The 25742-nt window shown below is 62.7% G+C and carries 28 protein-coding genes; 11 read left to right on the top strand and 17 right to left on the bottom strand.

Annotated elements, in window-relative coordinates:
• Nucleotides 1-218 precede the first annotated feature (218 nt).
• Entirely contained in the window at nt 219-1784 is a 1566-nt protein-coding gene (locus EB815_RS07920) for an alkaline phosphatase family protein (RefSeq protein WP_056576528.1), read from the top strand.
• A 70-nt stretch (nt 1785-1854) separates the two neighbouring features.
• Here the strand turns inward: EB815_RS07920 and EB815_RS07915 are convergent, their stop codons facing one another.
• Nucleotides 1855-3168 (bottom strand): PRC-barrel domain-containing protein, encoded by a 1314-nt coding sequence (locus EB815_RS07915; protein WP_065005518.1) that lies wholly within the window; start codon nt 3166-3168, stop codon nt 1855-1857.
• Between the two features lie 281 nt (nt 3169-3449).
• On the opposite strand from EB815_RS07915, the gene EB815_RS07910 reads away from it, so the two are divergent.
• Nucleotides 3450-4370 (top strand): diacylglycerol/lipid kinase family protein, encoded by a 921-nt coding sequence (locus EB815_RS07910; protein ID WP_056575830.1) that lies wholly within the window; start codon nt 3450-3452, stop codon nt 4368-4370.
• A gap of 92 nt (nt 4371-4462) precedes the next feature.
• Here the strand turns inward: EB815_RS07910 and EB815_RS07905 are convergent, their stop codons facing one another.
• Nucleotides 4463-4636, bottom strand: coding sequence for a hypothetical protein (locus EB815_RS07905; RefSeq protein WP_081295025.1), 174 nt, complete (start codon nt 4634-4636; stop codon nt 4463-4465).
• A gap of 154 nt (nt 4637-4790) precedes the next feature.
• Here EB815_RS07905 and EB815_RS07900 point away from each other — a divergent pair, with 154 nt between their 5' ends.
• A complete protein-coding gene (locus EB815_RS07900; RefSeq protein ID WP_056575825.1) occupies nt 4791-6323 on the top strand; it encodes a sensor histidine kinase in 1533 nt (510 codons plus the stop codon).
• Nucleotides 6324-6353: 30 nt separating this feature from the next.
• Here the strand turns inward: EB815_RS07900 and EB815_RS07895 are convergent, their stop codons facing one another.
• The 3 genes from EB815_RS07895 to EB815_RS07885 form a co-directional block, all read right to left on the bottom strand.
• Nucleotides 6354-6812: a hypothetical protein gene (locus tag EB815_RS07895; protein ID WP_056575823.1), complete on the bottom strand. Its 459-nt coding sequence runs from the start codon at nt 6810-6812 to the stop codon at nt 6354-6356.
• Between the two features lie 11 nt (nt 6813-6823).
• On the bottom strand, nt 6824-7150 hold the full coding sequence (locus tag EB815_RS07890; RefSeq protein WP_056575821.1) for a DUF883 family protein: 327 nt from the start codon (nt 7148-7150) through the stop codon (nt 6824-6826).
• Between the two features lie 228 nt (nt 7151-7378).
• Nucleotides 7379-8140, bottom strand: coding sequence for a Crp/Fnr family transcriptional regulator (locus EB815_RS07885; protein ID WP_056575818.1), 762 nt, complete (start codon nt 8138-8140; stop codon nt 7379-7381).
• A gap of 48 nt (nt 8141-8188) precedes the next feature.
• Here EB815_RS07885 and EB815_RS07880 point away from each other — a divergent pair, with 48 nt between their 5' ends.
• Complete coding sequence (locus tag EB815_RS07880; RefSeq protein WP_320412015.1) at nt 8189-8671, top strand: response regulator; 483 nt, start codon at nt 8189-8191, stop codon at nt 8669-8671.
• Between the two features lie 41 nt (nt 8672-8712).
• Here EB815_RS07880 and EB815_RS07875 read toward each other — a convergent pair whose 3' ends face one another.
• Together EB815_RS07875 and EB815_RS07870 are read right to left on the bottom strand one after the other, a co-directional pair.
• Nucleotides 8713-9264 carry an RNA polymerase sigma factor gene (locus EB815_RS07875; protein ID WP_010911883.1) on the bottom strand — a complete coding sequence of 184 codons (552 nt, stop codon included), beginning with the start codon at nt 9262-9264 and terminating at the stop codon, nt 8713-8715.
• A gap of 3 nt (nt 9265-9267) precedes the next feature.
• The gene (locus EB815_RS07870; protein ID WP_056575812.1) at nt 9268-9471 is read right to left on the bottom strand and encodes a NepR family anti-sigma factor; all 204 of its coding nucleotides are present in this window, start codon (nt 9469-9471) and stop codon (nt 9268-9270) included.
• 222 nt (nt 9472-9693) lie between these two features.
• On the opposite strand from EB815_RS07870, the gene EB815_RS07865 reads away from it, so the two are divergent.
• The 6 genes from EB815_RS07865 to EB815_RS07840 all read left to right on the top strand — a co-directional run bounded on the left by EB815_RS07865 (nt 9694) and on the right by EB815_RS07840 (nt 13253).
• Nucleotides 9694-10488 (top strand): response regulator, encoded by a 795-nt coding sequence (locus tag EB815_RS07865; RefSeq protein WP_056575809.1) that lies wholly within the window; start codon nt 9694-9696, stop codon nt 10486-10488.
• Nucleotides 10489-10692: 204 nt separating this feature from the next.
• Entirely contained in the window at nt 10693-10857 is a 165-nt protein-coding gene (locus EB815_RS07860; protein WP_010911886.1) for a DUF1328 domain-containing protein, read from the top strand.
• Nucleotides 10858-11041: 184 nt separating this feature from the next.
• Nucleotides 11042-12076: a sensor histidine kinase gene (locus EB815_RS07855; protein ID WP_056575806.1), complete on the top strand. Its 1035-nt coding sequence runs from the start codon at nt 11042-11044 to the stop codon at nt 12074-12076.
• Nucleotides 12077-12202: 126 nt separating this feature from the next.
• Entirely contained in the window at nt 12203-12379 is a 177-nt protein-coding gene (locus tag EB815_RS07850; RefSeq protein ID WP_081295075.1) for a hypothetical protein, read from the top strand.
• 192 nt (nt 12380-12571) lie between these two features.
• Complete coding sequence (locus tag EB815_RS07845; protein ID WP_056575801.1) at nt 12572-12898, top strand: hypothetical protein; 327 nt, start codon at nt 12572-12574, stop codon at nt 12896-12898.
• Nucleotides 12899-13007: 109 nt separating this feature from the next.
• A complete protein-coding gene (locus EB815_RS07840) occupies nt 13008-13253 on the top strand; it encodes a YMGG-like glycine zipper-containing protein (protein ID WP_056575798.1) in 246 nt (81 codons plus the stop codon).
• A gap of 98 nt (nt 13254-13351) precedes the next feature.
• Here the strand turns inward: EB815_RS07840 and EB815_RS07835 are convergent, their stop codons facing one another.
• The 4 genes from EB815_RS07835 to xylF form a co-directional block, all read right to left on the bottom strand.
• Complete coding sequence (locus EB815_RS07835) at nt 13352-14992, bottom strand: CHASE domain-containing protein (RefSeq protein ID WP_056575796.1); 1641 nt, start codon at nt 14990-14992, stop codon at nt 13352-13354.
• A 149-nt stretch (nt 14993-15141) separates the two neighbouring features.
• The gene (locus tag EB815_RS07830) at nt 15142-15945 is read right to left on the bottom strand and encodes an ATP-binding cassette domain-containing protein (protein WP_056575793.1); all 804 of its coding nucleotides are present in this window, start codon (nt 15943-15945) and stop codon (nt 15142-15144) included.
• A gap of 13 nt (nt 15946-15958) precedes the next feature.
• A complete protein-coding gene (locus tag EB815_RS07825) occupies nt 15959-17311 on the bottom strand; it encodes a sugar ABC transporter permease (RefSeq protein ID WP_056576524.1) in 1353 nt (450 codons plus the stop codon).
• Nucleotides 17312-17456: 145 nt separating this feature from the next.
• A complete protein-coding gene (xylF, locus tag EB815_RS07820; protein ID WP_056575790.1) occupies nt 17457-18497 on the bottom strand; it encodes a D-xylose ABC transporter substrate-binding protein in 1041 nt (346 codons plus the stop codon).
• A gap of 271 nt (nt 18498-18768) precedes the next feature.
• Between xylF and EB815_RS07815 the strand changes: the two genes are divergently transcribed.
• The gene (locus EB815_RS07815) at nt 18769-20013 is read left to right on the top strand and encodes an ROK family protein (RefSeq protein ID WP_056575788.1); all 1245 of its coding nucleotides are present in this window, start codon (nt 18769-18771) and stop codon (nt 20011-20013) included.
• Nucleotides 20014-20209: 196 nt separating this feature from the next.
• On the opposite strand, the gene phoB is transcribed toward EB815_RS07815, so the two are convergent.
• The 6 genes from phoB to pstS all read right to left on the bottom strand — a co-directional run bounded on the left by phoB (nt 20210) and on the right by pstS (nt 25414).
• Nucleotides 20210-20899 (bottom strand): phosphate regulon transcriptional regulator PhoB, encoded by a 690-nt coding sequence (gene phoB / locus EB815_RS07810; RefSeq protein WP_032917568.1) that lies wholly within the window; start codon nt 20897-20899, stop codon nt 20210-20212.
• A 19-nt stretch (nt 20900-20918) separates the two neighbouring features.
• Complete coding sequence (phoU, locus tag EB815_RS07805; protein ID WP_056575785.1) at nt 20919-21626, bottom strand: phosphate signaling complex protein PhoU; 708 nt, start codon at nt 21624-21626, stop codon at nt 20919-20921.
• A 26-nt stretch (nt 21627-21652) separates the two neighbouring features.
• Nucleotides 21653-22456 carry a phosphate ABC transporter ATP-binding protein PstB gene (gene pstB, locus EB815_RS07800; RefSeq protein ID WP_065005517.1) on the bottom strand — a complete coding sequence of 268 codons (804 nt, stop codon included), beginning with the start codon at nt 22454-22456 and terminating at the stop codon, nt 21653-21655.
• On the bottom strand, nt 22453-23304 hold the full coding sequence (gene pstA / locus EB815_RS07795; protein WP_056575779.1) for a phosphate ABC transporter permease PstA: 852 nt from the start codon (nt 23302-23304) through the stop codon (nt 22453-22455). The genes pstB and pstA overlap by 4 nt, the downstream gene beginning before the upstream one ends.
• 3 nt (nt 23305-23307) lie before the next feature.
• Nucleotides 23308-24291 carry a phosphate ABC transporter permease subunit PstC gene (pstC, locus tag EB815_RS07790; RefSeq protein WP_056575776.1) on the bottom strand — a complete coding sequence of 328 codons (984 nt, stop codon included), beginning with the start codon at nt 24289-24291 and terminating at the stop codon, nt 23308-23310.
• Between the two features lie 67 nt (nt 24292-24358).
• A complete protein-coding gene (gene pstS, locus EB815_RS07785) occupies nt 24359-25414 on the bottom strand; it encodes a phosphate ABC transporter substrate-binding protein PstS (RefSeq protein ID WP_081295023.1) in 1056 nt (351 codons plus the stop codon).
• Nucleotides 25415-25742: the final 328 nt, after the last annotated feature.

The raw sequence follows: 25742 nt of genomic DNA, 5'->3' as shown, positions 1-25742 counted from the left end.
GCTCCTTCCCTTGTGTTTGTGCGGCCCTCGCCGCTGTCCGAGCCAATATGAGGACACCTCCGCTTGCGGCAAAGGCGGTAAACGCAGAATGGACTGTGCTGTAAAAGTGAACAATAAAAAGAGATTTGTTCACCAATTAGCTAATGGGGGCGGCCTTGCGCCGTTGCGGGAAATCGTTTCCATGAACGGCATCGAACATGCAGCGAAAGGTATCGCGAGTGACAGGAAAAGCCAGACGCCCCAACGTTCTCCTGATCACTTGCGACCAGTGGCGCGGCGATTGCCTGTCGGCCGCCGGCCACTCCGTGGTCAAGACACCGAATGCCGACGCGCTGGCCGCGGAAGGCGTGCTGTTCAAGCGTCACTATGGCGGCGCGGCGCCCTGCTCGCCGGCCCGTGCCTGCCTCTACACCGGCCTCTACCAGATGAACAACCGGGTCTGCCGCAACGGCTCGCCACTTGATGCCCGCCACGGCAACATCGCTCTGCACGCGCGCGGCCTTGGCTACGATCCGACCCTGTTCGGTTACACCGACGTGTCGCTCGATCCGCGCCTCATGAGTTCAGGCGATCCAAGGCTGAAAAGCTACGAAGGCGTACTGCCTGGATTCACCGTGCGGCAACTGCTGCCCGAGCACCAGAAGCAGTGGCTGTCCTGGCTGAAGCTGCACGGCATCGATACCAGCGCCGGATCTCCCGACATCCATCGTCCCGTGGACGAGGAAGGCGACGCCGACGCGGTGACCGAGGCGCCGCCGGTCTATTCGAAGGACCATACGCCGACGGCTTTCCTCGCCGATGAGTTCATCCGCTGGCTCGGCGAGCAGGAGCAGGCGACGCCCTGGTTCGCGCATCTCTCCTTCATCAGCCCGCATCCCCCCTTCATCGTGCCGAAGCCCTACAACACGCTATATGATCCGGCCGATGGCCCGGCGTTTCACCGTGCGGAGAGCTGGCGGGCTGAAGCTCAGAGCCATCCGTACCTCGCCTATGATCTTGGCCGCCAGAAACGCGCGAAGTTCCGTCCCGGCGCGGCAGGCAGGGTGCACGACTGGAGCGAGGATGATTTCCGCCGCATCCGGGCGATTTATTACGGCATGATCTCGGAGGTCGACGCACAGCTTGGCCGCATCTGGCAGGCAGTCAAGGTTTCAGGTGCCTGGGACGACACCATCATCATTCTCACCTCGGATCACGCCGAGATGATGGGCGACCATTTCATGCTGGGCAAGGGCGGCTATTTCGATGGCAGCTACCACATTCCGCTGATCATTCGCGATCCGCGGCATGGCAAGGCTGCCGGCACCAGCATCGATCGCTTCACCGAAGCCGTAGACATCCTGCCCACGCTTATGGACCTGCTTGGCGAGACGCCCAAACCGCATCTCGACGGATGTTCGCTGAAACCATTCCTGAGCGGCGGAACCCCGGCCAGCTGGCGCGATGCCGCGCACTGGGAATTCGATTTCCGGTCGATCGCAGGCGGCGAGGCCGAGGCGCATTTCGGCATTGCCTCACGCCAGTGCAATCTGGCGGTCATCCGGACCAAGAAATTCAAATATGTGCATTTTGGCGGCGGCCTGCCGCCATTGCTTTTCAACATCGAGACAGACCCTGGCGAACTGACCAACCTCGCCACCAGCCCCGCACATCTGTCCACCCGCCTGGAATTCGCCGAGCGGCTTCTCGCCTGGCGGGCCGAACATCTCGACCAGTCACTGGCGCTGGCGGAGTTGACGGAAAATGGCGTGGTTGGCCATGTGAGCAAGGCAATAAGGGAATAGGGCAGTAAGGCAGTCTGTTTGGATATACCGGCACCGACGTGCCGCACCTGCTGCCCACTGCCCTAGTGCCCTACCTCACAATCATCCGCTGCTGGTCGCGCTTCTCGGCATAGCTGCCCTTGTCATAGGCGGTTTGCGCCTGCAGCTGTTCCTTTGTGAAGGTCGTGTAGAGATACTTCTTGCCGTTCTTGTCGGTCATGAATTTAAGATTATCCAGGCCAACCGCGACCTCCTTCCCGCCAATGCCGAGGAAGCCGCCGACGTCGACGATCACGGCATCGGTCTTGTTGTCGGGCGTCAGCACGACATCGCTGATCTCGCCGACCTTGGCATCATTGGCGCCGTAAACCGTGGTGCCCTTGAGGTCGCCGGCCTTGATCTCGCCGACCGGCATTGCGGTCAGCGTGGACTTGTCGATGGCTGCCGTCTGCGTCTGGTCGGGAGCCGTCGCGGCAGGAGCCTCGGCTGTCTTGTCCGCCGGAGCGGTGGCCGGGGCCGAGGTCGTGGCCGGTGCAGTCGCCGCGGGTTCGTTGGATGCGGTCGTCGCCGGTACCGGATCATAGGCCTTGCGGTTGAAATCCGGTTGCGCCTGCAACTCTTCCTTTGTCGTCTGCGCCACCAGCCAGCGGTCACCGTTCTTCTCCGCCCACTGTGCCTTGCCGAAATCATAGGTGACATTCTTGGCGCCTAGCCCAAGAAACCCACCCACCCCGATCACCAGCGATTCGGCCTTGCCCTCGTTGGAGAGCACGATGTCGTTGACACTGCCGATTTTCTGCGCGTCGTCACCGGTACCGTTGTAGACGGTCTCACCAAGGATATTGGTGGCAAGGTTGCCGTCGGCGCGCTTCACCGGCTCCGCCGGGGTGGCATTCATGTCGACAGGTTTCTGCGCGGTATCCGTTGTCGCCGGCGCCGTGGGAGCTGTCGCATCCGTGGACGCGGCTGGCGCTGGCGGGGGTCCATAAGGCTTGCTGTCAAACTCCGGATGCGCCTTCAATTCTTCCTTGGTTGTGTGGGCAACCAGCCAGCGGTCGCCATTCTTCTCGGCCCACTGCAGCTTGTCGTATTCGAAGGCGACATTTTTCGCGCCTACGCCCAGAAAGCCGCCGACGCCGATAACGACGGATTTCGCCATGCCGTCCTTGTCGAAGACGACATCGCTGACCTTGCCGATGTTCTCGGCATCGTCGCCCGTGCCGTTATAGACGGATTCGCCGATGATGTTGGTGACGATGCTGCCTTCGGCGCGCGGCACCGAAGCGGCTGCGGCTGGCTCCTGAACGGCAGGTGCGCCCGCTGGAGCCGGGGTCGCGCTCTGTGCGAAGGCGCCGGTCGCGATCAGCGTTGCGAGTGCGGTTGTGGCTAAAAGGGTGCGGATCATGATAGTCTCTCCTCGTGCGTGATTTCGTGCACGCCGCGCCCGATTGAACCGTCGCTGGGAAGATCGGGCGTGGCATCTCCACGGGTTCACAACGTCGTGACCATGCTGTTGTTCCGACAAAATCGGCCCGGAGTCGGCGGCCAGAAACACGGAGCGGTTGCGCGGCGGCTTGAGAACATGCGCTGAATTGCACCCTTCCAACGGAACCTTTCCCGTATTGCCACGTTTCAGCCTGCGGCTGGGCTCGCCCGGCGCGTTTTGGCTGGCAAACGGAGCGGGGCATGAAATTTGCGGCGGTGCTGAACCGAGACGGCGGCACCTTGCGCACCACCGACCTCGCCGCCCTTTCCGACAAGATGCGCCAGACACTGGAGACGGCAGGCCATGCTCTCAGCATTGATGTCGTTGCCGGCAAGGACGTGGTGGAAACCCTCGACAGCGCTGCCTCGCGCCGTAGCGTCGATGTCGTGCTCGCCGGAGGCGGGGACGGAACCATTTCGGCCGCGGCCGCCAGGCTGATGGGCAAGAGAAAGGCGCTTGCCATATTGCCGGCCGGCACCATGAACCTGTTCGCACGCGGTCTCGGCATTCCGCAATCGCTTGATGCCGCGCTGGAATCCTTCGCCGACGGCGAGATCATCGCGGTCGACATGGCCACGGCCAATGGCCAACCCTTCGTCCATCAGTTCTCGATCGGCATGCATGCCAGGATGGTGCAACTGCGCCAAGGCATGGAATTTGGGTCGCGCCTGGGCAAGATCGGAGCATCGGCCAAGGCGGCGTGGGCGACGATCAAGAACCCGCCCGCGATGAACGTGACGCTCAGCATCGGGGACGCGGAGATGACGGCCCGCATAACAGGCATCGGCGTCACCAACAATCTGTTCGGCGAGGGCCACCTCCCCTATGCGGACAACCCTTCGGGCGGCGTGCTCGGCATCTATGTCACGGTGGCGCAGCAGCGCGCCGAACTGGTGAAATTCCTCTTCAACGTGGCGCGCGGCAAATGGCGCGACAATGAACATGTCGAAATCCATCAGGCCGACCGCACTGTCCTGAAAATCCATTCCGGCAGCAGGAAGTTCCGCGCCGTCATGGACGGTGAACTGGTCCGGCTCGATCGGGAAACGACCATCGAGATCAAGCCTTGTGCGCTGAACGTCCTGGTGCCCGCAAGCCTCGCCGAGGCAAAGGCCGCCTGATGCTATCCCGAACCATGACGGCCGAGAACACAGAGCATTGTCTTGACGCCATTCCGGGCGGAGAGCCGCCTCACGCCTTTCCCGCAATTGCCCTAGCCGCTCGGCGCACTTCCCTGCTCCGTCGCCGGTGTCTTGGCCACCTCACCATAGATTTCGGCGATGCCCCAGGCAGCGATAGCCAGCAGCAGCGCGGCGATCAGGATGCGCAGGCCGTGCCAGCCCCATCGGCCCTGTCGCGCCTTGTCTTCGGGAATGATCTTGGTCATGGCCGATCCTTGTTTCGTTCTGCGCCTGTGGGCGCACTCGGCAAAACACGGTCGGGTAACGGTTCCCTGCTAGGATGGTTCCGGGAAAGCGAGCCCGTGACGGGCCGGTGGGTTGGCAAGACGGCGAAGACCGGCATGGGCATTGGGGATTGAGGTGAATAGCAAGGCGGAAATAGGGGCGAGCCTGCCGGCCGAGGTGGCGCGCTCGATAGAGGATGAAGAGCGGCTGGCCGTGCTGCATGGGCTGGCGATGCTGGATACAGCGGCCGACCCGGATTTCGACCGCATCACCGGCCTTGCCGCGTCCGTGATGCAGGTGCCGATCGCCCTGGTGACGCTCGTCGATGTCGAGCGGCAATGGTTCAAGTCCTGCCTTGGGCTCGACGAGACCGAAACCCCGACCGACATCTCCTTCTGTGCCCACGCCATCGCCGCCGGCGACGATCCCATGGTGGTGACCGACGCGACGACGGACCCGCGTTTCAAGGCCAATCCGCTGGTCACCGGCAAGCACCACGTGCGTTTCTATGCCGGCGCGCCGATGCTCGTGGCAGGCGCCAGGATCGGCACGCTGTGCGTGCTCGACCGCAAGCCACATGCCTTTCCGTCACAGGCCAAGCTCGACCAGTTGAAGACGCTGGCAGGCCTTGCCGCCAGCCTGTTCACCTTGAAGGACGCGACCCGCAGCGGCGCCATCGCCGAGGCAGCGCTTGCGCGCGAGGAGAAGCGGCGTGCCATCGCGCTCGATGCGGCATCGCTGGCCAGCTGGGCATGGGATGTCCGCACCGACATCATCGAATGCGATGTGCGATTGTCGGAATTGTTCAACCTGCCGCGTTCGACCCGGCTGCGGGCGCGCGACATCCTGACCGCCATAGATCCGCGCGACGTCTATCAGACCGAAACCCGCTTTCGCGACGCCTTGACCGGCAGCGACGATTATTTCGGCGAATACCGGGTGAAGGACTTTCACCCGCCGCGCTGGGTGGCCACGCGCGGCAGCGTCATCGAGCGCGACGGCGACGGCAAGCCGACGCTGATCTTTGGCGTCAACTACGACATTTCCGAACGCAAGCTCGGCGAAGAGCGGCAGCGGCTCCTGCTGCGTGAGCTCAACCACCGCGTCAAGAACACACTGGCGACCGTCCAGGCGCTGGCGACGCAGACCGTGCGTCACGCCCGCCAGCCGAGCGAATTCCTCGACGCCTTTGGCGCACGGCTTCAGGCATTGGGCATCGCCCACAATCTGTTGTCCGATCGCGAGTGGCGCGGCATCGGCATCCGCGAACTCGTCCAGATCGAGATCAGGCCCTTTGACACCGACAACCAGCCGCGTATCACCATCTCCGGGGCCGACCTTTTGCTGTCGCCCGACCAGGCCGTTGGCCTCGGGCTCATCCTGCACGAACTGGCCAGCAATGCGTTGCAATATGGATCGCTGTCGGTTGCATCCGGCAAGGTTGATCTCGACTGGAAGACACAAGGCAGGAAGGGCGACCGGCGCCTGGTGCTGACCTGGCGCGAAAGCGGCGGCCCTGAAGTCGCCCCGCCGCAGCGCCACGGCTTCGGCTCGATTCTCATCCGCCGCAGCCTGGCCAAGGTCATTTCAAGCGAAGTCACCCATGAATTCCGGCCCGAGGGTGTCTTCGCCGAGATATCGATGCCGCTGGAAGATCTGTCCAAGTGACGGATCCGATCCAGGACCGGAGCGGCGGCGTCATGTTTCGTGCCCAGCATCCGGATCGTCGGGCTTCGTATTCTCGCGGTATATGGCATAGGCGGCGAGCGCCACGGCCGGGCCCAGAATGACGCCGAGGCCGCCCTTTCCCTTGAGCAAGGCCGGCAGCACCGCAAGTGCGGCCGTGATACCGATCGCCTTCATGTCGGCGTTGCGCCGCCGCGCCTCGCGGCGTGCACGGGCGCCGGACATCAAGCGATGGACGAGAAGAACGAGGCCGGCGATCACCAGGAAGCCGACACCGAAGCCAAGCGCCGCCGCGAACGATCCATAGCGGGCCGCGGTCCAGATATAGGCTGCCCCAACCAGAAAGCCGAGACCGCACAAAGCCGCCAGGGCGGCGATCGCATAGATGATGGCCGCCGTGCGCGCGCGGCGTATGGCGGCCACGGTTTCACCCGAGGCGAAACCCGAAAGCAGGGATGCCAGCAGTCCCATCTGGGGCGGATCTAGCGACGCGCGAGCAGCGCGAACAGGAAGCCGACGCCCGCGGCGATCGCCAGCGACGTCACCGGCTTTTCGCGCACGCTCGCCAGCATCTGCGCCTCGATATCCCTTGCATTGCCGCGCAGGCTGTCGAAGGCTGCTTCCCCTTGGGCGCGCAGCTGCTCGACACCCTCGGCCGCCGCACGGCGCGCCGTGCCGTAGCCGTGTTCGCCGGTCTTGGCCAACTGTTTGGTAAGCTTGTCGATATCGGCCTTCAGCTGCTTGATGTCGGCTTCGAGGTCCGAATTCGTCCGCGCTTCGTTGGCGGTCTTTCCTGCGGCGGTTGCCATTGCTTAACTCCTTGTGATTGCTCGATTTCAAACGCGCCTTGCGTCTCAAGGTTCCGGCATCGGGACAAACTAGAGCAACTCCAGGAAAAGTGTGAAACGGTTTTCCGTCCGGAGTTGCGTCAAAAACAAAGAGATAGAGCAATTCGCTGTTTCCGCGAAACAGTGAACTGCTCTAGTCGAAAACAAGAGCGTACGCACCAATCACCAAACCAGGGCGAGAGGACGTCGTCAGATCAGGGGACGACGGCCCTCGCCCAACCCTTCCCAGCCTGCGAGTTGCTTGAGCCCTTCAGTGTCGACCACCTCGCAACCACCATCCCGCCAAAGGATCAGCTTGCGGTCCATCAGTTTGCGGATCGTCTTGTTGGTGTGAACCAGCGACAGGCCGAGCGTATCGGCGATGTGCTGCTGCGTGATGGGAATCTGGATGGATTGCTTGCCGTTCAGTCCGACGACCTTGGCGCGGCTGGATATGAAGGCAATCAGATAAGCGGCGCGCTCGATCGCGCTGCGGCGGCCGACGCTAAGCAGGTTCTCGTCCAGCATGCGTTCTTCGCGCGACGCGATCCAGGTGATGTCGTAGCCGAGACCCGGATGGTTGCGGTAGAGTTCGTGCAGATTGTCGCGTTCAAAAACGCAAAGCAGCATCGGCGACAAGGCCTCGACGGAATGCTGCATCTCGCCCATGACGCTGCCTTGCAGGCCGATGAGATCGCCGGGCATGAGATAGTTGAGGATTTGTCGGCGCCCGTCCGGCAACAGCTTGTAGCGGAATGCCCAGCCGGACAGCACAGTGTAGAGATGGGCGCTATGGCTCCCCTCCACGAGCACCGTGGCGCCCTTGTCGACCGCGAGCTCCCCCTTCTTGAACTTGCTGATGAAGGCCAGTTCCTGATTTTCGAACTCGCGGAAAACCGGTAATGGCCTTAAAGGACACTTCTCGCAGGGATATTGTCGGCTCGATGAAGCACGCCCGTTCTGCCCTGGCATTTCGACCCCTCTTCGAAGCCTGCCGGTCAGCAGGTACTCTTAAACGTTTTGCCGGGAACCGAGTTCCGGATTGAAGGCATGTCTTTTTTAAATGACAACACACGCAATTGCGATCATGACTCCCGGCGTTTCAAGGAGCCTTCACCTGTGATGCCCACATTGCTTGACGGATTGCGGATTCTTGTCCTGGAGGACGAATTCCTCATCGCCATGGATGTCGAGCAGCTTTGCCGCGACCACGGTGCACGCGAGGTGGTGATAGCCCGAGACTTGGCCGAGGTTGACGGCGGAAAGGTCGCGATCGAGTTTGACGCGGCCATTGTCGATCTGATGCTGGGCGGCACATCGACCCTCGAATTCGCCGCCGGCTTGCGGGAAACAGGCGTCCCTTTCGTGTTTGCCTCCGGCTATTCGGATGCGGACGAGATCAAGGCGTCCTTTCCGGGGGTCAGGCTGGTAACCAAACCCTATTCAGGCGAAGATCTGGTCGAAGCGGTGGCGCGGGCTTACGGACGCGGCTCTGCGGGATGAGATCGATATAGCTGCGTCCGAATTCGTTTTCGGACCTTACGTCAATGCGCCGCGGTTCCCGTGACCTGAGCCGAGATCGCATCGGGACCATATTCGTCCTCGCCGGAAATCTTCAGAATCTCCTGCAGGCGCGTGCGGGCCCTGCTGACGCGGCTCTTGATCGTTCCGACCGCGCAACCGCAGATTTCGGCGGCCTCCTCATAGGAGAAGCCCGATGCGCCGATGAGGATGATGGCCTCGCGCTGGTCTTCCGGCAATTGCTCGAGGGCGCCACGAAAATCCTTGAGGTCGAGTTGGCCGTGCTGGGCGGGATGCACCGCGAGCCTGGCTGTCATGATGCCGTCGCTGTCCTGTACCTCGCGGCCGCGCTTGCGCATCTGCGAATAGAATTCATTGCGCAGGATCGTGAAAAGCCATGCCTTGAGATTGGTGCCGGGCTGGAAGCTCTCATGCTTGTCCCAGGCCTTGACCAACGTTTCCTGGACAAGGTCGTCGGCCTTGTCTGCATTCTGCGTCAGCGACACGGCAAAGGCCCGCAAGCTCGGGATTGCCCCAAGCAGATCGGTCTTGAAGCCTTGGGAGACCGCTGCCATGCCTCAGTCCTTCTTCTGTGCGGGTTCGGTCTGTTCCAGCTGGCTGAGCAACTGGGCAAATCGATCCGGCACATCGTCGGAGACCAGCTCGTCATAATATTGTTTGAGTTTACGTCCGATCTCGGAGTTCGGCCCCAGAGGGTCACCGACACCGTTCCGGCGCCTGCCCTCGGCGCCAGCCAGAATATCTTTCGTCATATCCTTCATTTCGCCCTTATATTCCCAGCGCTAGGCCGCTCATACTCAACTCGACATAAGGCAAGCGGCACCCTCGTCTGGTTGCCCATCCCGACACCAAACGCCGTTCTCGCCTATTCGTTCCATATCGGCCGGAACTTTTTCGGAAAACCCGCGTTGTATTAGCGGGGCTTGCAATCAGCTTGACCTGCAATCCAGGCAATCACGTCATTCTGAGGGAGACGTTCTACCATGAGTTTATCCGCCACCATCGCACCGCATCTGCCGTTCCTGCGCCGCTTCTCGCGCGCTGTCTCGGGATCGCAAGAGAGCGGCGACGCGCTGGTCGCCGCGATGCTTGAGGCCATCATCGCCGACGTCGACATCTTCCCTCAAGCTTCGAGCGACCGCATCGCTCTTTACAAGGTTTTCGCCAAGCTGTTCACCTCGGTCGCCATCCGCGTACCGCAGGAGCATGCGCAATCGGCGTGGGAGCAGCGCGCCGCCGCCAATCTCAATGCGATCGCGCCGCTGCCCCGCCAGGCTTTCCTGCTGGTCGCCGTCGAAGGTTTCAGCGAGGACGAGGCGGCCGAGATTCTCGACGTCGGTGACCAGCAATTCTCCGAACTGCTTGCCCAGGCAAGCAATGAAATTTCCCGCCAGGTGGCGACCGACGTGCTCATCATCGAGGACGAGCCGCTGATTGCCATGGACATAGAGGAGATGGTCGAGAGCCTCGGTCATCGTGTGGTTGGAACGGCGCGCACGCATGCCGAAGCAGTGACGATGTTCGGCAAGACGCGGCCGAAGATGGTGCTGGCCGACATCCAGCTCGCCGACGGCAGTTCGGGCATCGAGGCGGTCAACGAGATCCTGTCGTCAACCTCCGTGCCGGTTATCTTCATCACCGCCTTCCCCGAGCGGCTGTTGACCGGCGAGCGCCCCGAACCGGCCTTCCTGGTGACCAAGCCGTTCAATCCCGACATGGTCAAGGCGCTGATCAGCCAGGCGCTGTTCTTCGACCGCCAGGCAAAGGCCGCCGCATAGATTCGCTGTTTTCCGGCAGGAATGTCCAGGATCAAGGCCGCCCGATGCGACGCATCGGGCGGCCTTGGCGGCCGAAGCCATCATCGCCGAATTTCGCTGTCGGTTCCGTCTCTAACAGTTTGCAAGCATCGCCTTTTTCGGCAAATGGTGGAACAAACCGCATCCACCCACGTTTTCCCTGCACCATTCGGAAGGAGATGAACCATGCTTTACTGGGCGCTCGTATTTCTCGTCGTGGCAATCATTGCCGGCGCGCTTGGTTTCGGCGGTATCGCCGGCACATCCGCTGGTATAGCGCAGATATTGTTCTTCATTTTTCTCGCTTTCCTGGTTATCTCGCTGCTGGCCGGCCTGTTTAGACGGGCGTGAGGAACGCTTCGCGAGCGAACACTGGAAGCCGCACCCCTCAAACGGTTTCCAGCCACCGCCGGGCGGTATCCCTCAAGGGACGCCGTCCGGCGGACCGCTTTAGAGGGGCAGGTTCTCGGGACATTCATTTGGAACCCATTCGACAGTGAGCCGTTCAGCCTGAGTTGGGTGGACAGATAGACCGATGCGCTCCAGGACTGCAGATAAAACGGAAGGCGCACGGAGCGATGAAGTCATCGCCTTGCATCCGGCGGAAAGTGGCATGCAGCTTGGCCGGGCTCTTCTCCACGCACTGCACAATGCAGGGATTTCCGTCCTCTATCAGGATCGCGAAATGAAGACCGTGTGGGCTCGCAACATGCGCGCGCCCTGGGCTTCGGATAATTCCGACGGCAACGGCATCCTGCCGATGGCGCAGGCCGACCGGATCAGCGCGGCCAAGCGCGATGTGGTTGCGACCGGCAATCCGGAGCGCCTCGAGATCAGTGTTCCGGTCGAGAACGGCGTCCGCTGGTTTCAGGTTTGGGTCGATGCCGATCGGGGCGACGCTGGTGACGTGCAAGGTGTCGTCACCACCATGGTCGAGACGACCGAGCAGAAGCGGCGCGAACAGACACTGACAACGCTGCTGCGCGAGGTCAGCCACCGCTCGAAGAACCTCCTGGCGATCATCCAGAGCATCGCGAGCCAGACCGGCCGCTATTCAGATGGCATCGGCGACTTCCTGACGCGCTTTCGCGGCCGGCTGCAGTCCCTGGCCTCCTCCCAGGATCTGGTTACGTCCTCGAACTGGCGCGGTGCGGCCCTTCATGAACTGGTGACGAGCCAGGTTGGGCGCTATGGGACGAATACACCGCACAGCCTTCGCTTCCGGGGCGCCAATCCCTACCTCAACCCCAATGCCGCGCTTCACATCGGCCTGGCTATGCATGAACTCGCCGTCAACTCGGTCAGCTACGGCGCCCTGTCCCGGCCGGATGGATTCGTCGAAGTAACCGCCGATCTCAACACCGCCGAAAGCGGGGAGGTTACACTCTCGCTGACATGGGCCGAAGCCATTGGAGCCAATGGCGGTCGGGGGACAGAGAAGCGCTTCGGCAGCGTCGCGCTGGAGCGGGTGGTGCCGACATCCCTGGGCGGAACCGCGACCCTCGACATCACGGATGGCCGCCTCGAATACCGCCTCGTCGTCCCACATAGCAATTTCGAGGCGCAGTGAACGGCTCGTGCTCTTAACCAGCCGTTCACCATAAAAGCGGATTGTTTTTTACCCAGACACCGCCGGAACCTGTCCAGTCTTCGGACATTGTGGCAGCAGGATTTCAGTACGGTGGGGAGGAATGTTTTGACGATTGCCGATATCAACAGATTGGAACAGGCCGCCCGTATTTCGATGGGCGAATTTCTGGATACCGAAGCCAACGCGGAAACACGCCTTCAGGCACGACACGGCTTGACGATTGGGATCGTCCTCGCGCTGGCCGCGATTGTACTCCTCGCAGCTTTGTTCCAGTTGACCTGATCGAAGTCCTGGCCGCCTCCCCTGCGCTCTCGGCTGGATATCGCTAACTTGCCCCGGGCTGGCTTTTTGGTGGCAGCCTCTGGCCGTGCTTGAAACTCAGTTCTTCGTACCGTCATTATTTGCGTGTGCTCGTGACACGACAGGAACTTTTTGACGATGTGCGCCGTTGTTGCGGCGAGAGGACATCTCGTCATGGAACACATAGCCGCGTTGTTGCTGGTCATCGGCTGTTCGAACTCGATGGCCGACTGCCGCGAATTGCAGGTGCCCGTCAGCGTTTTCGCGACCGCCGACGAATGCACCGCCGAACGGCCGTTCGCGATGGGCGACGTGCAAGGGCAGGCGCAGCATGTTGTCGCCAAATGCCTTGCGGTCGATCCCGCGCTTGAGGATGACTACGATCAAATCGTCTGGAATGTGCGCCCCGATGGCAGCCTCAATGCATCATTGGCGATTTCCAATGTGGTGATGGCATCGGCGGCGGGGCGCCCAGAAAAAGACTATCTTAGCCAACAATAAATTCGAGCAGCAAAGGCCGTAATTTCGTGCTAAATGGCTGCTGGAGCCAACTAAGCTAAATGGCTGCTGGAGCCAACTAAAGTGTGGACACAAAGTGAGGAGTGACTCGATGCGGAAGATGATTATTGCGATGGTTGCGGTTGCCGCTCTCAGCGGCTGCACCTCGACCGAGAAGGACGTGGCTGGCGGCACCTTGATTGGTGCTGGCATTGGCGGCCTGGTCGGCGGCGGCAAGGGTGCCCTGATCGGTGCGGCTGTCGGTGCCGGATCGGGCTTGCTGGTTCGCAACCTGCGCAACGGCTATTGCCAGTATCGCGACCGTCACGGCCGGATTTACACGGCCCGCTGCAACTGATTCGGCGATAGTCGAGCTACGATCCGGAGGCCGGCCCGCCGGCCTCCGGATTTTGCATGTGCGGGCACATTCCATCGCCATCGGCGCGACCATTGGCGTCAACCAGTGAGCGGAATTCTTATTTCCACCTTCAAACCATCGGCCTGAAAATCGCGCTTGATCGTGCCGCGCAACTCGCGCGTGACATTGAGGTCGATCAGCTTGGTACCAAATCCGGTCTCGGCCGGCGCTTCGACCTTTTTCTTCCCGGCCTCTCGCCAGTTCAGCGCCAGCGTCCGCTCGCGCCCCCGCCCTTCCAGCGACCAGTCCACTTTGAGCGCCCAGTCACTTCGGTGCGAACTGGCGGAATTGCCCACTTCACCGTATTTCAGCGCATTGGTCGCCAGTTCATGGAAGGTGAGGCCAAGCGCCTGCGTCGTGGTCTCGTCGAGCAGCACCTCGGGCCCCGTCAGCAACCCCTCCGGCAGGTCCTTGCCGAACACCTGGCCAAGTTCGATGCGCAGGAGATCAGCGAGATCCGCCTTCTGCCAGCGCGAACGCGTCAGCATGTCCTGGGAAGCGGCCATCGCCTGCAGCCTGGCCGAGAAGGACGCCGAAAACTCGTTGACATCGGTCGCTCGCGAAGCTGTCTGCCGCGCGATCGCCAGCACTCTGGTGATCGAATTCTTGATGCGATGCTTCATCTCCTGCAGCATCAGGTCCTTTTCGAGCAGGCTCTTCTCCGTCGTCTCGTGCAAGCGCGATGCCGCCTCATAGGCACGTTCCTGATAGCGCGCCACCAGCGCGATGGCGCCCGCCGCCAGCAGGCCGAACAGCCCCAGCATCACCGGAATGGCGCGCGACGACGGCTGCGAGAAGGCGCTGGTCGGCCTGAACAATACCGTCCACGGCCGGCCGGCCACCGTGATCTTGCGGGTGACCAGCAGCCGATCGCCAAAGGACGAAACCGGCGGCGTCTCCGACTGGAACAGGAGATTGTCGCTGTTCACCGCACCGTCATAGATTTCCGTGTTGACCGGTAATAGCGGCGCACGGCTGAGCGCGATCTGGAACAAGTCGCGGGCGCGGAAGGCCGCGTAGAGAAAGCCCGCGGTCGAGGAACGCGATGCGTTGATGACCTCCGGCGCTGTTTCGACATTAAGCCGGACAAAGACCAGGAAGCCGGTGAAGGTCCGCGTGGCGCCCGTGCCCTGGCCCAGTTGCACCAGCCCGCTCGCGTGCTGCTGGTCATCGGCCATCGCCTTCTCTATCGCCGCGCGCCGCACTGGTTCGCTGAACATATCGTAGCCGATGCCGGCCTGGTTGGACGGGTCCATCGGCTCGAAGAGCATGATGGGCGCCCGCCAGGGCTGCGTCGTCTCCGGATAGACCGGATGGCTGGCGCCAAAATCATGCAGGATGTCGCGTTCGACAGCTGCCTCATCGCCCGTCTTGACCAGCCTGAGGAAGCCGATGCCGCGCAGGCCGGCGAAATTGGTGTCGACATCCAGCGCGTTGAAGAAGGCCTTGAACTCGTTCTGGGAGATGTCGCCATTGCGGGCGTCGAACAGGGCCTGCGTCGACCGCAGCAGCGACAAATGCAGGTCGATACGGCTCTCGATCCGGTTGAGTGCGTCATCGGCCGCCGCCTCGAACTTGATGCGGGCCGCTTCCTGCGTCGCGAAATAGGCGAACCCCGCCATGGTCATGCTGATCAGCGCAACGGCGATGAACGCGACAATCGGAAAAAGTTTCTTCAACGGATGATGCGGTCCATGAGCAATACCGGACCTTTATGGGCAAGTCGCCGGGCCAACACAATGGCAAGGCCAACCCATCGCGATCACTGGCACATCACGTGAGCGGCAACGGGGACGCGCGGGAGAGCAATGCCACCCGCCGAAAGCCCTCAGGCGGCGATCTTCAGCGCTCCCGGTCCGGGAATAGCGCCCGGGGGACACTTGCCCAGGATGATCATGCCGAGCACCTCGTCCTGTGTGACATCGGTGGTGCGCGCGGTGCCGACGACCTGTCCGTTCTTCATCACGCAGACCCGGTCGGCCAGCTCGAACACATCATGGATGTCGTGGCTGATCAGGAAGATGCCGATGCCGTCGGACTTGAGCTGCCTGACCAGTTCGCCGACCTGCGCCGTCTCCTGCGGACCAAGGGCCGCCGTCGGCTCGTCCATGATCAGGATGCGGGCGTTGAACAGGATCGCGCGTGCGATCGCCACCGATTGCCGCTGTCCGCCCGACAGTTTGATCACCGGTTCCTTGAAGCGCTGGAAGCGGGGATTGAGCCGCCCCATCACCTTGCGCGCCTCGGCCTCCATGGCGACATCGTCGAGCGTGCCCCAGGCGGTCATCAGTTCGCGGCCAAGGAAAAGATTGGCGGCGGCGTCGACATTATCGGCCAGGGCGAGCGTCTGGTAGATCGTCTCGATGCCGTATCTCTTGGCGTCGCGCGGGTTGGAGATCGAAGCCTCCTCGCCATTGACGAAGATCTGTCCGGCATCGCGCTTATAGGCGCCGGACAGGATCTTGATCAGCGTCGACTTGCCAGCGCCGTTATGGCCGAGGAGCGCCACGACCTCGCCCGGGAAAAGATCGATCGAGGCGTCGTCGACGGCCCGGATGCCGCCAAAGGCGATCGAGATGTTGCGCATGTCGACCAGCGGCGTGCTGGCGGCGGGAGCGGTTTTGTCAGCCATGGTCTTTCTCCCCCTAAACCCGCTTGCGGTAGACGGTGTCGAGCCAGACGGCGATAACCAGAACGGCGCCGACGACGATGCTCTGCAGGGGCGAGTCGACGCCGAGCAGCACCATGCCGGACTGCAGCGACTGCATCAGCAACGCTCCGAGCATGGCGCCGATGATCGTTCCCGAGCCGCCGGCCAGCGACGTGCCGCCGATGACGGCGGCGGCGATGACAAGCAGCTCGTCCAATGTGCCAAGCACGTTGGTCGACGAGTTCTGCCGGGCAGACGAGATCGCGGCGGCGATCGTGGCCAGCACGCCCATGATCATGAACACCTTCATGGTGATCCAGCGCGTGTTGATGCCGGCCAGGTTGGCGGCCTCCGGGTTGCCGCCGATGGCAAAGACATAGCGGCCGAAACGGGTGCGGTTGGTGATGAAGGTCATGATCAGCCCGACGGCGATCGCCATCAGCACCGGGATGGCAATGCCGTGGGCGATGAACAGGCCACCCTCGGGCACGGTGATGTTGTTGGCGGCGGCGTATCTGTTCACGATGCCGATGGGCCACGGATAGGAATTGGCCAGCCACACCGCGCCCATGATGACGGCGCAGGTGACGGTGCCAAGCAGCGTCTCGGCCCAGACCGGGCGCAACGGGAAGCGGAAGCGCTTGCGCTGCACCCGCCCGTTGAACAGTGCAAACACGACGGCGAGGCAGGCGACGATGCCGACGATCCAGCTCCAGGTGGCGCCGATCGATCCGGCCGGGCCGCCGCCCATCAGCTGGAACGTGGCGTCGAGCGGGGCCACGGTCTGGCCTGACGTGACCCACCAGGCGGCACCGCGCCAGACCAGCAGGCCGCCCAGCGTGACGATGAAGGCCGGCACTTCGAGATAGGCGATGATGAAACCCTGGAAAGCGCCGATCAGCAGCCCGAGCGCCAGCCCGATGACCAGCGCCAGAACCCAGATCCACGGATTGCCGAGTTCAAGCCCGACGAACCGGACCAGGAAATGCACCTGGGCAAAGCCCATGACCATGCCGATCAAGCCCTCGGCGGAGCCGACGGACAGGTCGATATTGCGCATGACTATGACCAGCACCATGCCGCAGGCCATGATGGCGACCGCGGAGGTCTGCACCGACAGGTTCCACAGATTGCGCGGAGTGAGAAAGGTGCGGCTGTCGAAATCGAGCGGATTGACGCCCAGACGCAGACTCGAAATCACGTGCAGCCCGACCCAGATCAGCAACAGGGCACCGATCATGCCGAGCATGCGGGTGTCGATCTCGGTTGCCTTCAGGAACCGGGCAACCGCGCCAAGCTCCGACGCACGCGCGGTGTCGACCTGCGGGTTGGACGTCGTGTCGGTCATGATTTCCTCCCACCGGCCGGCCATCCGGCACGGATGCCGGAACGCAGCCTAGAAGCTATCCGCCTGAGGCGGAAACACAAATTTTTTTGAGAAAACGCCGCGGCTTTTGGGCCGCGGCGTCGATGTCGAACCGTGCTGCGCCGTTCTAGTTGCAGGCCGCGACGCTGCCGGCGGCGACGCCCGCGCAGACTTCGTCCTTCTTGATCCAGCCGGCATCGATGACGAGATTGAGATTGTCCTTGGTGATGGCGACAGGGGTCAGGAACAGCGACTTGACGGTGTTGCCACCAGGTGTCGTGAAATCCTTCACACCGGCAATGTCGGTCATCTTCTTGCCGTCAGCCAGCTGCGAGGCGATCTCGGCGGCATTCTTGCCGAGCTCGCGCGCGTCCTTCCACACCGACACGGTCTGGGTGCCGAGCGCGATGCGGTTCAGCGCGGCATGATCGCCGTCCTGGCCCGACACCGGCACGGTACCGGCAAGGCCTTGCGCCGTCAGCGCCGCGACGACACCGCCTGCGGTGCCGTCATTGGCGGCAACCACGGCATCGACCTTGTTGTCGTTGGCCGTCAGGAACTGTTCCATGTTCTTCTGGGCGTTGGCGGGCAGCCAGCCGTCCGTATAGGCCTCGCCGACATTCTTGATCTTGCCGCTGTCGATGGCCGCCTTGAGCACTTCCATCGAGCCCGAGAACAGGAAATCGGCATTCGGATCGGCTCCCGAGCCCTTGATGAAGACATAGTTGCCTTCCGGCTTGACCTTGAACACCGCGCTGGCCTGCAAGCGACCGACTTCCTTGTTGTCGAAGGTCAGGTAGAAGACGTCCTTGTTCTCGATCAGTCGGTCATAGCCGACGACCGGAATGCCTTCGTCCAGTGCTTTCTGCACCGCCGGGCCGATCGCCGAAGCATCCTGCGCCAGGATGATCAGCGAGTTGGCGCCCTGCGAGATCAGGCTCTCGACATCGGTAAGCTGCTTGCCGGGATTGGACTGCGCATCGGCGGAAATGTACTTGTCGCCGGCGGCCTCGATCGCCTTCTTCATGGCGGCCTCGTCGGTTTTCCAGCGCTCTTCCTGGAAGTTCGACCACGAAACACCGATGACCTTGTCCTTCGCCTGCGCGACCGACGCAAGCGTCAGCGACATGGCGACACCCGCCAGGATGGCGGCCGTGAATCTCTTCATGATATCCTCCCTGCGCCGCGTATGGCGCGACCAAACTGACCCGAAGGCCGGCACAGAGGCTCTATTTTTTCGAGCCTCAAAAAAAATACTGGTCCATCGTCGAAACGCTGTCAACATCGATTCTGATGGATATTGAGGTGTCGCGGACTTTTTTTCGAGCCCCGCAATAAATAAATGACAGCACCATCCGCTTCTGCCAGTATTTGTCCCGGTTGCCGGCAGTGTTCGAGGGGCAGGAAGAACCGCGGCGACCGGGAGGATGTGGGAAAGTATGTCGGTCGGAATCCGCCACGACGATCTGCGCCGGCGCAACCGCGCCATGGTGATTGCGGCCGTGCGCCGGGCCGGCCAACCGTCGCGCACCGAGATCGCCGCGACCACCGGCCTCAGCCATTCGACCATATCGGCGATCTCTTCCGACCTGATCGGCGAAGGCATCCTGGCCGAGGGCAAGCCGAGCGAGGCCGGTGCGCTCAAACGCGGCCGGCCACAGGTCGGCCTCGGCCTCAACCCGGAGGCCGCGGCCATCATGACCGTGGTGCTGTCGCTGAATTTCCTGTCCGTCGCCGTCATCGACTATGCCGGCCAGGTGATATCGGAGGAACAGCGCCGGCTGGACACGCTGACCATGTCGCGTGAGGCGCTGATCGGTGAATGCGTCGCCATTGTACGGCGCCGCCTCGAGGATCCCGATATCGACGTGCGCAGCGTCGCCCGCATCGCACTGGCGATCCAGGGCATCACCGACACCGAGGCCAGGGCCATGCTGTGGTCGCCGATCACGCCGCAGACCGATATCGCCTTCGCCGACATACTGGAAGCCGAGTTCGGCATCCCGGCCACCATGGAGAACGACTGCAACATGATGGCCGTGGCGCTGCGCTGGCGCGACCCCGAACGCTACCGCGACGACTTCATCGCCATCCTTTTGTCGCACGGCATCGGCATGGGCCTGGTGCTGAAGGGCGAGTTGTTCACCGGCACCCATTCGTCGGGCGGCGAGTTCGGCCACATGATCCATCGGCCAGGCGGCGCGCTCTGCCGATGCGGGCGGCGCGGGTGCGTCGAGGCTTATGCCGGCAACTACGCCATCTGGCGCAATGCCAGGCAGCTTGGCGAGGACACCGAGCCGGTCGCCGATGTCAGCGATGCGCAGATGCGGGCGCTCGCCGCCACGGCACGAGAACGGGCCGGGCCCGAGCGCGAAGCCTATCGCAAGGCCGGGGAAGCACTGGGTTACGGCCTCGGCAGCCTGTTCGCGCTGATCGATCCCGCCCCCGTGGCCATGGTCGGCGTCAGCGCCGCCGCCTTCGACCTGATCGAGCCGGCATTGCGCGAGGCGATTGCCCAGACCGCTGGCGGCCAGCACTCGAAATCGATTTCGTTCGACACCGAACCGAACGAGCTGCCCCTGATCCGCGAGGGCTGTGCCATGCGCGCACTGACCTTCGTCGATCAGGAAATCTTCGCGCCGGGCGTGCAGGCGAGAGGGAGTGCTGGGAAGAATGTGGCTTGAGCGAACTCCTGTGCCGATCCCACAGATCAGCGCTGGAGATTGGCCGAGCCCCCTCGAGGTCGTCATCCCTGGGCGGAGCAGGAGCGAAGCTCCGTCGCGGAGACCCTGGGATGACGAAGCCATAAGCTCTGAGCCAACACCAAATGCGTTCTATCCGGGAGCGGATGCAACCCGTCAACGCTTCCGCGCCAAGGACCTAATCCTCACGGATCGCGTAGCCTGCCCCACGGATGGTGCGGATGACGTCGGGCATGCGGCCATTGTTGACCGCCTTGCGCAGGCGGCCGACATGCACATCCACGGTGCGCTCGTCGATATAGATCGTCTCACCCCAGACATTGTCGAGCAGTTGACTGCGCGAGAACACGCGGCCGGGATGGCGCATCATGAATTCCAGAAGGCGGAATTCGGTCGGCCCAAGCCGGATCTCGCTCTTCTTGCGGTAGACCCGGTGCGATTCACGGTCGAGCACGATGTCGCCGACCTTGAGCACGCTGGACAGCACTTCCGGCTTGGCGCGGCGCAGCAGCGCCTTGACGCGGGCCATGAATTCCGGCGTCGAGAACGGCTTGACCAGATAGTCGTCAGCACCGGTCGAAAGGCCGCGCACGCGGTCGCTCTCCTCGCCGCGCGCCGTCAGCATGATGATCGGCAGCCGTTCGGTCTCGGGCCGCATGCGCAGGCGCCGACAGAGTTCGATGCCGGACACCGCCGGCACCATCCAGTCGAGCACCAGAAGGTCGGGCACGTTCTCCTGCAGGCGGATTTCAGCCTCGTCGCCGCGCGGCACCACCTCGACCTGGTAGCCTTCGGATTCAAGATTGTAACGGAGCAGCACTCCCAGCGGCTCCTCATCCTCCACCACCATAATGCGTGGCGCGATCATCGATTGGTCACCTCTTGCGTCAAGCCGCCGGCGCCGACATCGCCGTCTCGTCCTGTTTGGGGCGGTTGGCGGGCAGTTGCGTGCCGGTCAGGACATAGTACGCGTTCTCGGCGATGTTGGTCACATGGTCGCCGATGCGTTCGAGATTCTTGGCGCAGAACAACAGATGCGTGCAAGCGGTGATGTTGCGCGGATCTTCCATCATGTAGGTCAGGAGTTCGCGGAACACCGACGTGTATTTGACGTCGATGCGTTCGTCGTCGGCGCGCAGCTTCGCAAGCGCGGCGGCATCGCGCGCCGCATACTCCTCGATCACGCCCTGCACCTGGATCAGCACCAGTTGCGCCATGGCGTCGATGGAATGCGACAGGTCGCGCGGCGTTGCGGCGAGACCGACGGTGCCGACGCGCTTGGCGATGTTCTTGGCAAGGTCGCCAATGCGTTCGAGGTCGCCGGCCATGCGGATCGACCCGACGACATGGCGCAGATCGTCGGCCATCGGCTGGCGCTTGGCGATCAGCGTGATGGCGCGATCGTCGAGTTCGCGCTGGCGTGCATCCATGATGGCGTCGTCGGAGACCACGCGCTGTGCCAGCGCATTGTCGGAATTCAACAGCGCCTTGGTGGCACCGCCGACCATCGAGCCGGCGAGATCGCCCATGTCGCTGATCAGCCTGCTGATCTGTCCGAGATCCTCGTCGAAGGCTGCGACTGTGTGTTCGGCCATGATCCTGGTCCTCGTAATGCGTGCGATCAGCCGAAGCGGCCGGTGATGTAGTCTTGCGTGCGTTTTTCGCGGGGCGACGTGAAGATCTTCTCGGTACGGTCGAATTCGACCAGTTCGCCCAGATACATGAAGGCGGTCTGCTTCGAGACGCGCGCCGCCTGCTGCATGTTGTGGGTGACGATGACGATCGTGTAGTCGGCTTGCAGCTCGTCGATCAGTTCCTCGATCTTGGCGGTCGACAGCGGATCGAGCGCGGAGGCCGGCTCGTCGAGCAGGATGACCTCCGGCTTCACCGCCACCGTGCGGGCGATGCACAGCCGCTGCTGCTGGCCGCCCGACAGGCTGAGGCCGCTGGCATTGAGCTTGTCCTTGACCTCCGTCCACAGGGCTGCGCGCTTCAGCGCCTGCTCGACACGGCCGTCCATCTCGGCCTGGCTGATCTTCTCATAGAGCCTGACGCCGAAGGCGATGTTCTCATAAATCGACATCGGGAACGGCGTCGGCTTCTGGAACACCATGCCGATCTTGGTGCGCAAAAGGTTGAGGTCCTGCGAGCGGTCGAGAACGTTCTGGCCGTCGAGCAGCACCTGGCCCTCGGCGGTCTGCTTGGGGTAGAGCTCGTAGATGCGGTTGAAGACGCGCAGCAGCGTCGACTTTCCGCAGCCGGAAGGGCCGATGAAGGCGGTGACGCTGCGCTCGGGCAGCGACAGCGTGATATCCTTCAGCGCCTTCGACTGGCCGTAGTAGAAGTTGAGGTTCTTGACCTCGATCTTGGCCTTGGCCGCCGCCTCGGCGGCGATCGTCATGTCTGGAGACAACATCTGGCTCATTTGTCCTCTCTGCGTCCTGTCAGGCTGCGCGCAAAGATGCTGAGCGCGAGAACCGTCAATGTGATTATGAGTGCGCCGGTCCAGGCCAGCTGCTGCCATTCCTCGTAGGGGCTGAGAGCGAACTGGAAGATGGTGACTGGCAGGCTGGCCATCGGCGCGTTGAGATTGCTGGACCAGAACTGGTTGTTCAGCGCCGTGAAAAGAAGGGGTGCGGTCTCGCCGGAGATGCGGGCAATGGCCAGCAATATGCCGGTGACGATGCCCGAAAGTGCCGCGCGATAGGCAACCGAACGGATGACCACCCAGCGCGGCGCGCCGATCGCGGTGCCGGCTTCGCGCAACGCGTTCGGCACCAGATTGAGCATGTCCTCGGTGGTGCGCACGACGACCGGGATGACCAGGATGGCCAGCGCGACGGCACCGGCGATCGCCGAGAAATGCCCCATCGGCCGCACCATCAGCTCGTAGACGAACAGACCGATGATGATCGATGGCGCCGACAGAAGAATGTCGTTGATGAAGCGCACCACGGTGGTGAGCTTCGAGAAGCGGCCGTATTCAGCCATGTAGGTGCCGGCCAGCACGCCGATCGGCGTGCCGACGATGATGCCGATGATGGTCATCACGATGCTGCCGTAGATAGCGTTGAGCAGGCCGCCGGCGTCACCGGGCGGCGGGGTCATTTCGGTGAACACCGACAGCGAGACCCCCGACAGGCCCTTGTAGAGCAGTGCGCCGAGGATCAGCGCCAGCCAGGCAAGGCCGATGCCGGCGGCGATGACGCACAGCGTCATCATCACGCCATTCTTGCGCTTGCGGCTTTGGTGAAGCGACGCGGCTGTCGACATCGGTCAGGCTCCCGTGCGGGCATCGATGCGCATCAGCATGTAGCGTGCGATGGCAAGGATCAGGAAGGTGATAACGAACAGGATCAGGCCGAGCGCGACCAGCGAGGAGGTGTAGAGATCGCCGACGGCTTCGGTGAATTCGTTGGCGATGGTCGCCGAGATGGTCGTTGCCGGTGCGAACAGCGACGTGCTGATGCGATGGGCGTTGCCGATGACGAAGGTCACCGCCATTGTTTCACCAAGCGCGCGGCCGAGAGCGAGCATGACGCCGCCCATGATGCCTATGCGCGTGTAGGGAATGACGACCCGGCGCGTGACCTCCCAGGTCGTGCAGCCGATCCCATAGGCCGATTCCTTCAGCACCGATGGCACCGTATCGAACACGTCCTTGGTGATCGAGGTGATGAAAGGCAGGATCATGATGGCCAGGATCATCGCCGAGGTCAGCAGGCCGATGCCATAAGGAGGGCCGGCGAACAGGCCGTTCAGGCCCGGAATACCGTGGAACACGCTGATAATGAAAGGCTGCACCGTCGTCTGCAGGAACGGTGCCAGCACGAACAGGCCCCAGATACCGTAGATGATCGAAGGGATGCCGGCCAGCAATTCCACCGCCATGCCGATCGGGCGCCGCAGCGGGCGCGGGCAGAGCTCGGTGAGGAAGATGGCGATGCCGATGCCAAGCGGCACGGCGATCAGGATGGCGATTGCCGAGGTGATGATGGTGCCGTAGATCGGGGCCAACGCACCGAACTTCTCCGTCACCGGGTTCCAGCTTTCGCTGGTCAGGAAGGAAAAGCCGAAAGTCGACAGGGCTTGCCAGGAACCGGCAAACAGCGAGATCGCGACGCCCCCAAGCAGCACCAGCACCAATATCGCGGCGGCGCGGGTTGTCGCGTGGAAGATTGAGTCGGTCAGCGCGAACCGTCGAACGGTGGCATCGCGGGAACCTCTGACGGCTGGCAAGGCTTCCTGGACAGCGCTCATGTCAAGCTCGGCTCTTTCGGATTGAAGGGAAAGGAGCGCCACGGTCGCGGCGCTCCTTTGGAAGATGTTACTCGCCGGCGTAGACGGGCTTGCCGCCGGCCTGGATGTCGGCCTTCCACGAAGCCTTGATCAGATCGACGACGCTGTCGGGGATCGAGACATAGTCGAGCGCCTTGGCGGTTTCCTTGCCGTCCTTGTAGGCCCAGGCAAAGAACTTCAGGGCTTCGCCGGTGGCGGCGGCATCGTCCGGGGCCTTGTGGATCAGAACCCAGGTGGAGGCGGCGATCGGCCAGGTGGTGTCGCCGGGCTCGTTGGTGATGATGACGTTGAAGTTCTTGGCAGTCTTGAAGTCGGCATTCGAAGCGGCGGCGCCGAAGGATTCGAGCGACGGCTCGACAACCTTGCCGGCAGCGTTCACCAGCTTGGAGTAGGACAGGTTGTTCTGCTTGGCGTAGGCGTATTCGACGTAACCGATGCCGCCATCCGTCTGCTTGACGGTGTTGGCAACGCCTTCGCTGCCCTTGGCGCCGACACCCGTCGGCCATTCGACGGCGGTGTCCGAACCAACCTTGTCCTTCCAGTCGGGCGAGAGCTTCACCAGATAGTCGGTGAAGTTGAAGGTGGTGCCCGAACCGTCCGAACGATGCACGACGGCGATGGCGGTCGACGGCAAGGTGAGGGTGGGGTTCAGAGCCTTGATCGCGGCGTCGTCCCAGGTGGTGATGGCGCCGAGATAGATCTGGGCCAGCGTCTTGCCGTCGAGGACGAGTTCGCCCGGCTTGACGCCGGTGAGGTTGACGATCGGCACGATGCCGCCCATCACCATCGGGAACTGCACGAGGCCGTTCTTTTCCAGGTCGGCGTCGGACATCGGCTTGTCGGTGGCGCCGAAGGTCACGGTCTTGGCGATGACCTGCTTGATGCCGCCGCCTGAACCGATCGACTGGTAGTTGAGGCCGATGCCGGTGTCCTTCTTGTAGGTGTCGGCCCACTTGGCGAACACCGGGTAGATGAATGTCGAGCCGGCGCCGGAAAGGTCAGCTGCCATTGCCGCGGAAAGGGTGAAGGTAGACGCCGTAGCCATTGCAATCGCAACGGCCGCCGAGCGGATGAAATGTCTCATGTGGCCTGCTCCTGTTCGGAAGATGGTCTCTCGGCGCCATTCCTAACCGGCGCCCGCTGAGGCCAATAGCCTTCGATTATAACAGTCGCATGACAGTTTCGTGTCAGCCCGGTAACGCGTCACAAGCACTGGCAAGGGCGGTGGCATCGGGCGGTCGCGGCCCGATCCGAGTTTGCTCTCGGAATCAGGGGCTTGGGCCGCCCGCGAGCCGGAGCCGCCGCCGGATTCGACGGGGCTTTATCAAGGGAAGAAAATCCGGGCGGGAGTGCGTTGCTCAAGGCCAGAGCGTGTCGTGGCCGGGCCATCGCCAAAAACAGGTCCGTTGGGG

It is taken from the genome of Mesorhizobium loti (genome assembly GCF_013170705.1).
Lineage (GTDB): Bacteria > Pseudomonadota > Alphaproteobacteria > Rhizobiales > Rhizobiaceae > Mesorhizobium > Mesorhizobium loti_D.
Note: the sequence above shows the minus strand (reverse complement) of the source record. Positions and strands in the feature narration are given on the sequence as shown.

Bases quoted from the DNA above. Each gene is read 5' to 3' on its own strand.
- EB815_RS07915 (WP_065005518.1), bottom strand. From the start codon at position 3,168: ATGATCCGCACCCTTTTAGCCACAACCGCACTCGCAACGCTGATCGCG.
- EB815_RS07910 (WP_056575830.1), top strand. From the start codon at position 3,450: ATGAAATTTGCGGCGGTGCTGAACCGAGACGGCGGCACCTTGCGCACC.
- EB815_RS07905 (WP_081295025.1), bottom strand. From the start codon at position 4,636: ATGACCAAGATCATTCCCGAAGACAAGGCGCGACAGGGCCGATGGGGC.
- EB815_RS07895 (WP_056575823.1), bottom strand. From the start codon at position 6,812: ATGGGACTGCTGGCATCCCTGCTTTCGGGTTTCGCCTCGGGTGAAACC.
- EB815_RS07890 (WP_056575821.1), bottom strand. From the start codon at position 7,150: ATGGCAACCGCCGCAGGAAAGACCGCCAACGAAGCGCGGACGAATTCG.
- EB815_RS07885 (WP_056575818.1), bottom strand. From the start codon at position 8,140: ATGCCAGGGCAGAACGGGCGTGCTTCATCGAGCCGACAATATCCCTGC.
- EB815_RS07875 (WP_010911883.1), bottom strand. From the start codon at position 9,264: ATGGCAGCGGTCTCCCAAGGCTTCAAGACCGATCTGCTTGGGGCAATC.
- EB815_RS07870 (WP_056575812.1), bottom strand. From the start codon at position 9,471: ATGAAGGATATGACGAAAGATATTCTGGCTGGCGCCGAGGGCAGGCGC.
- EB815_RS07865 (WP_056575809.1), top strand. From the start codon at position 9,694: ATGAGTTTATCCGCCACCATCGCACCGCATCTGCCGTTCCTGCGCCGC.
- EB815_RS07860 (WP_010911886.1), top strand. From the start codon at position 10,693: ATGCTTTACTGGGCGCTCGTATTTCTCGTCGTGGCAATCATTGCCGGC.
- EB815_RS07855 (WP_056575806.1), top strand. From the start codon at position 11,042: ATGCGCTCCAGGACTGCAGATAAAACGGAAGGCGCACGGAGCGATGAA.
- EB815_RS07845 (WP_056575801.1), top strand. From the start codon at position 12,572: ATGGAACACATAGCCGCGTTGTTGCTGGTCATCGGCTGTTCGAACTCG.
- EB815_RS07840 (WP_056575798.1), top strand. From the start codon at position 13,008: ATGCGGAAGATGATTATTGCGATGGTTGCGGTTGCCGCTCTCAGCGGC.
- EB815_RS07830 (WP_056575793.1), bottom strand. From the start codon at position 15,945: ATGGCTGACAAAACCGCTCCCGCCGCCAGCACGCCGCTGGTCGACATG.
- EB815_RS07825 (WP_056576524.1), bottom strand. From the start codon at position 17,311: ATGACCGACACGACGTCCAACCCGCAGGTCGACACCGCGCGTGCGTCG.
- xylF (WP_056575790.1), bottom strand. From the start codon at position 18,497: ATGAAGAGATTCACGGCCGCCATCCTGGCGGGTGTCGCCATGTCGCTG.
- EB815_RS07815 (WP_056575788.1), top strand. From the start codon at position 18,769: ATGTCGGTCGGAATCCGCCACGACGATCTGCGCCGGCGCAACCGCGCC.
- phoB (WP_032917568.1), bottom strand. From the start codon at position 20,899: ATGATCGCGCCACGCATTATGGTGGTGGAGGATGAGGAGCCGCTGGGA.
- phoU (WP_056575785.1), bottom strand. From the start codon at position 21,626: ATGGCCGAACACACAGTCGCAGCCTTCGACGAGGATCTCGGACAGATC.
- pstB (WP_065005517.1), bottom strand. From the start codon at position 22,456: ATGAGCCAGATGTTGTCTCCAGACATGACGATCGCCGCCGAGGCGGCG.
- pstA (WP_056575779.1), bottom strand. From the start codon at position 23,304: ATGTCGACAGCCGCGTCGCTTCACCAAAGCCGCAAGCGCAAGAATGGC.
- pstC (WP_056575776.1), bottom strand. From the start codon at position 24,291: ATGAGCGCTGTCCAGGAAGCCTTGCCAGCCGTCAGAGGTTCCCGCGAT.
- pstS (WP_081295023.1), bottom strand. From the start codon at position 25,414: ATGAGACATTTCATCCGCTCGGCGGCCGTTGCGATTGCAATGGCTACG.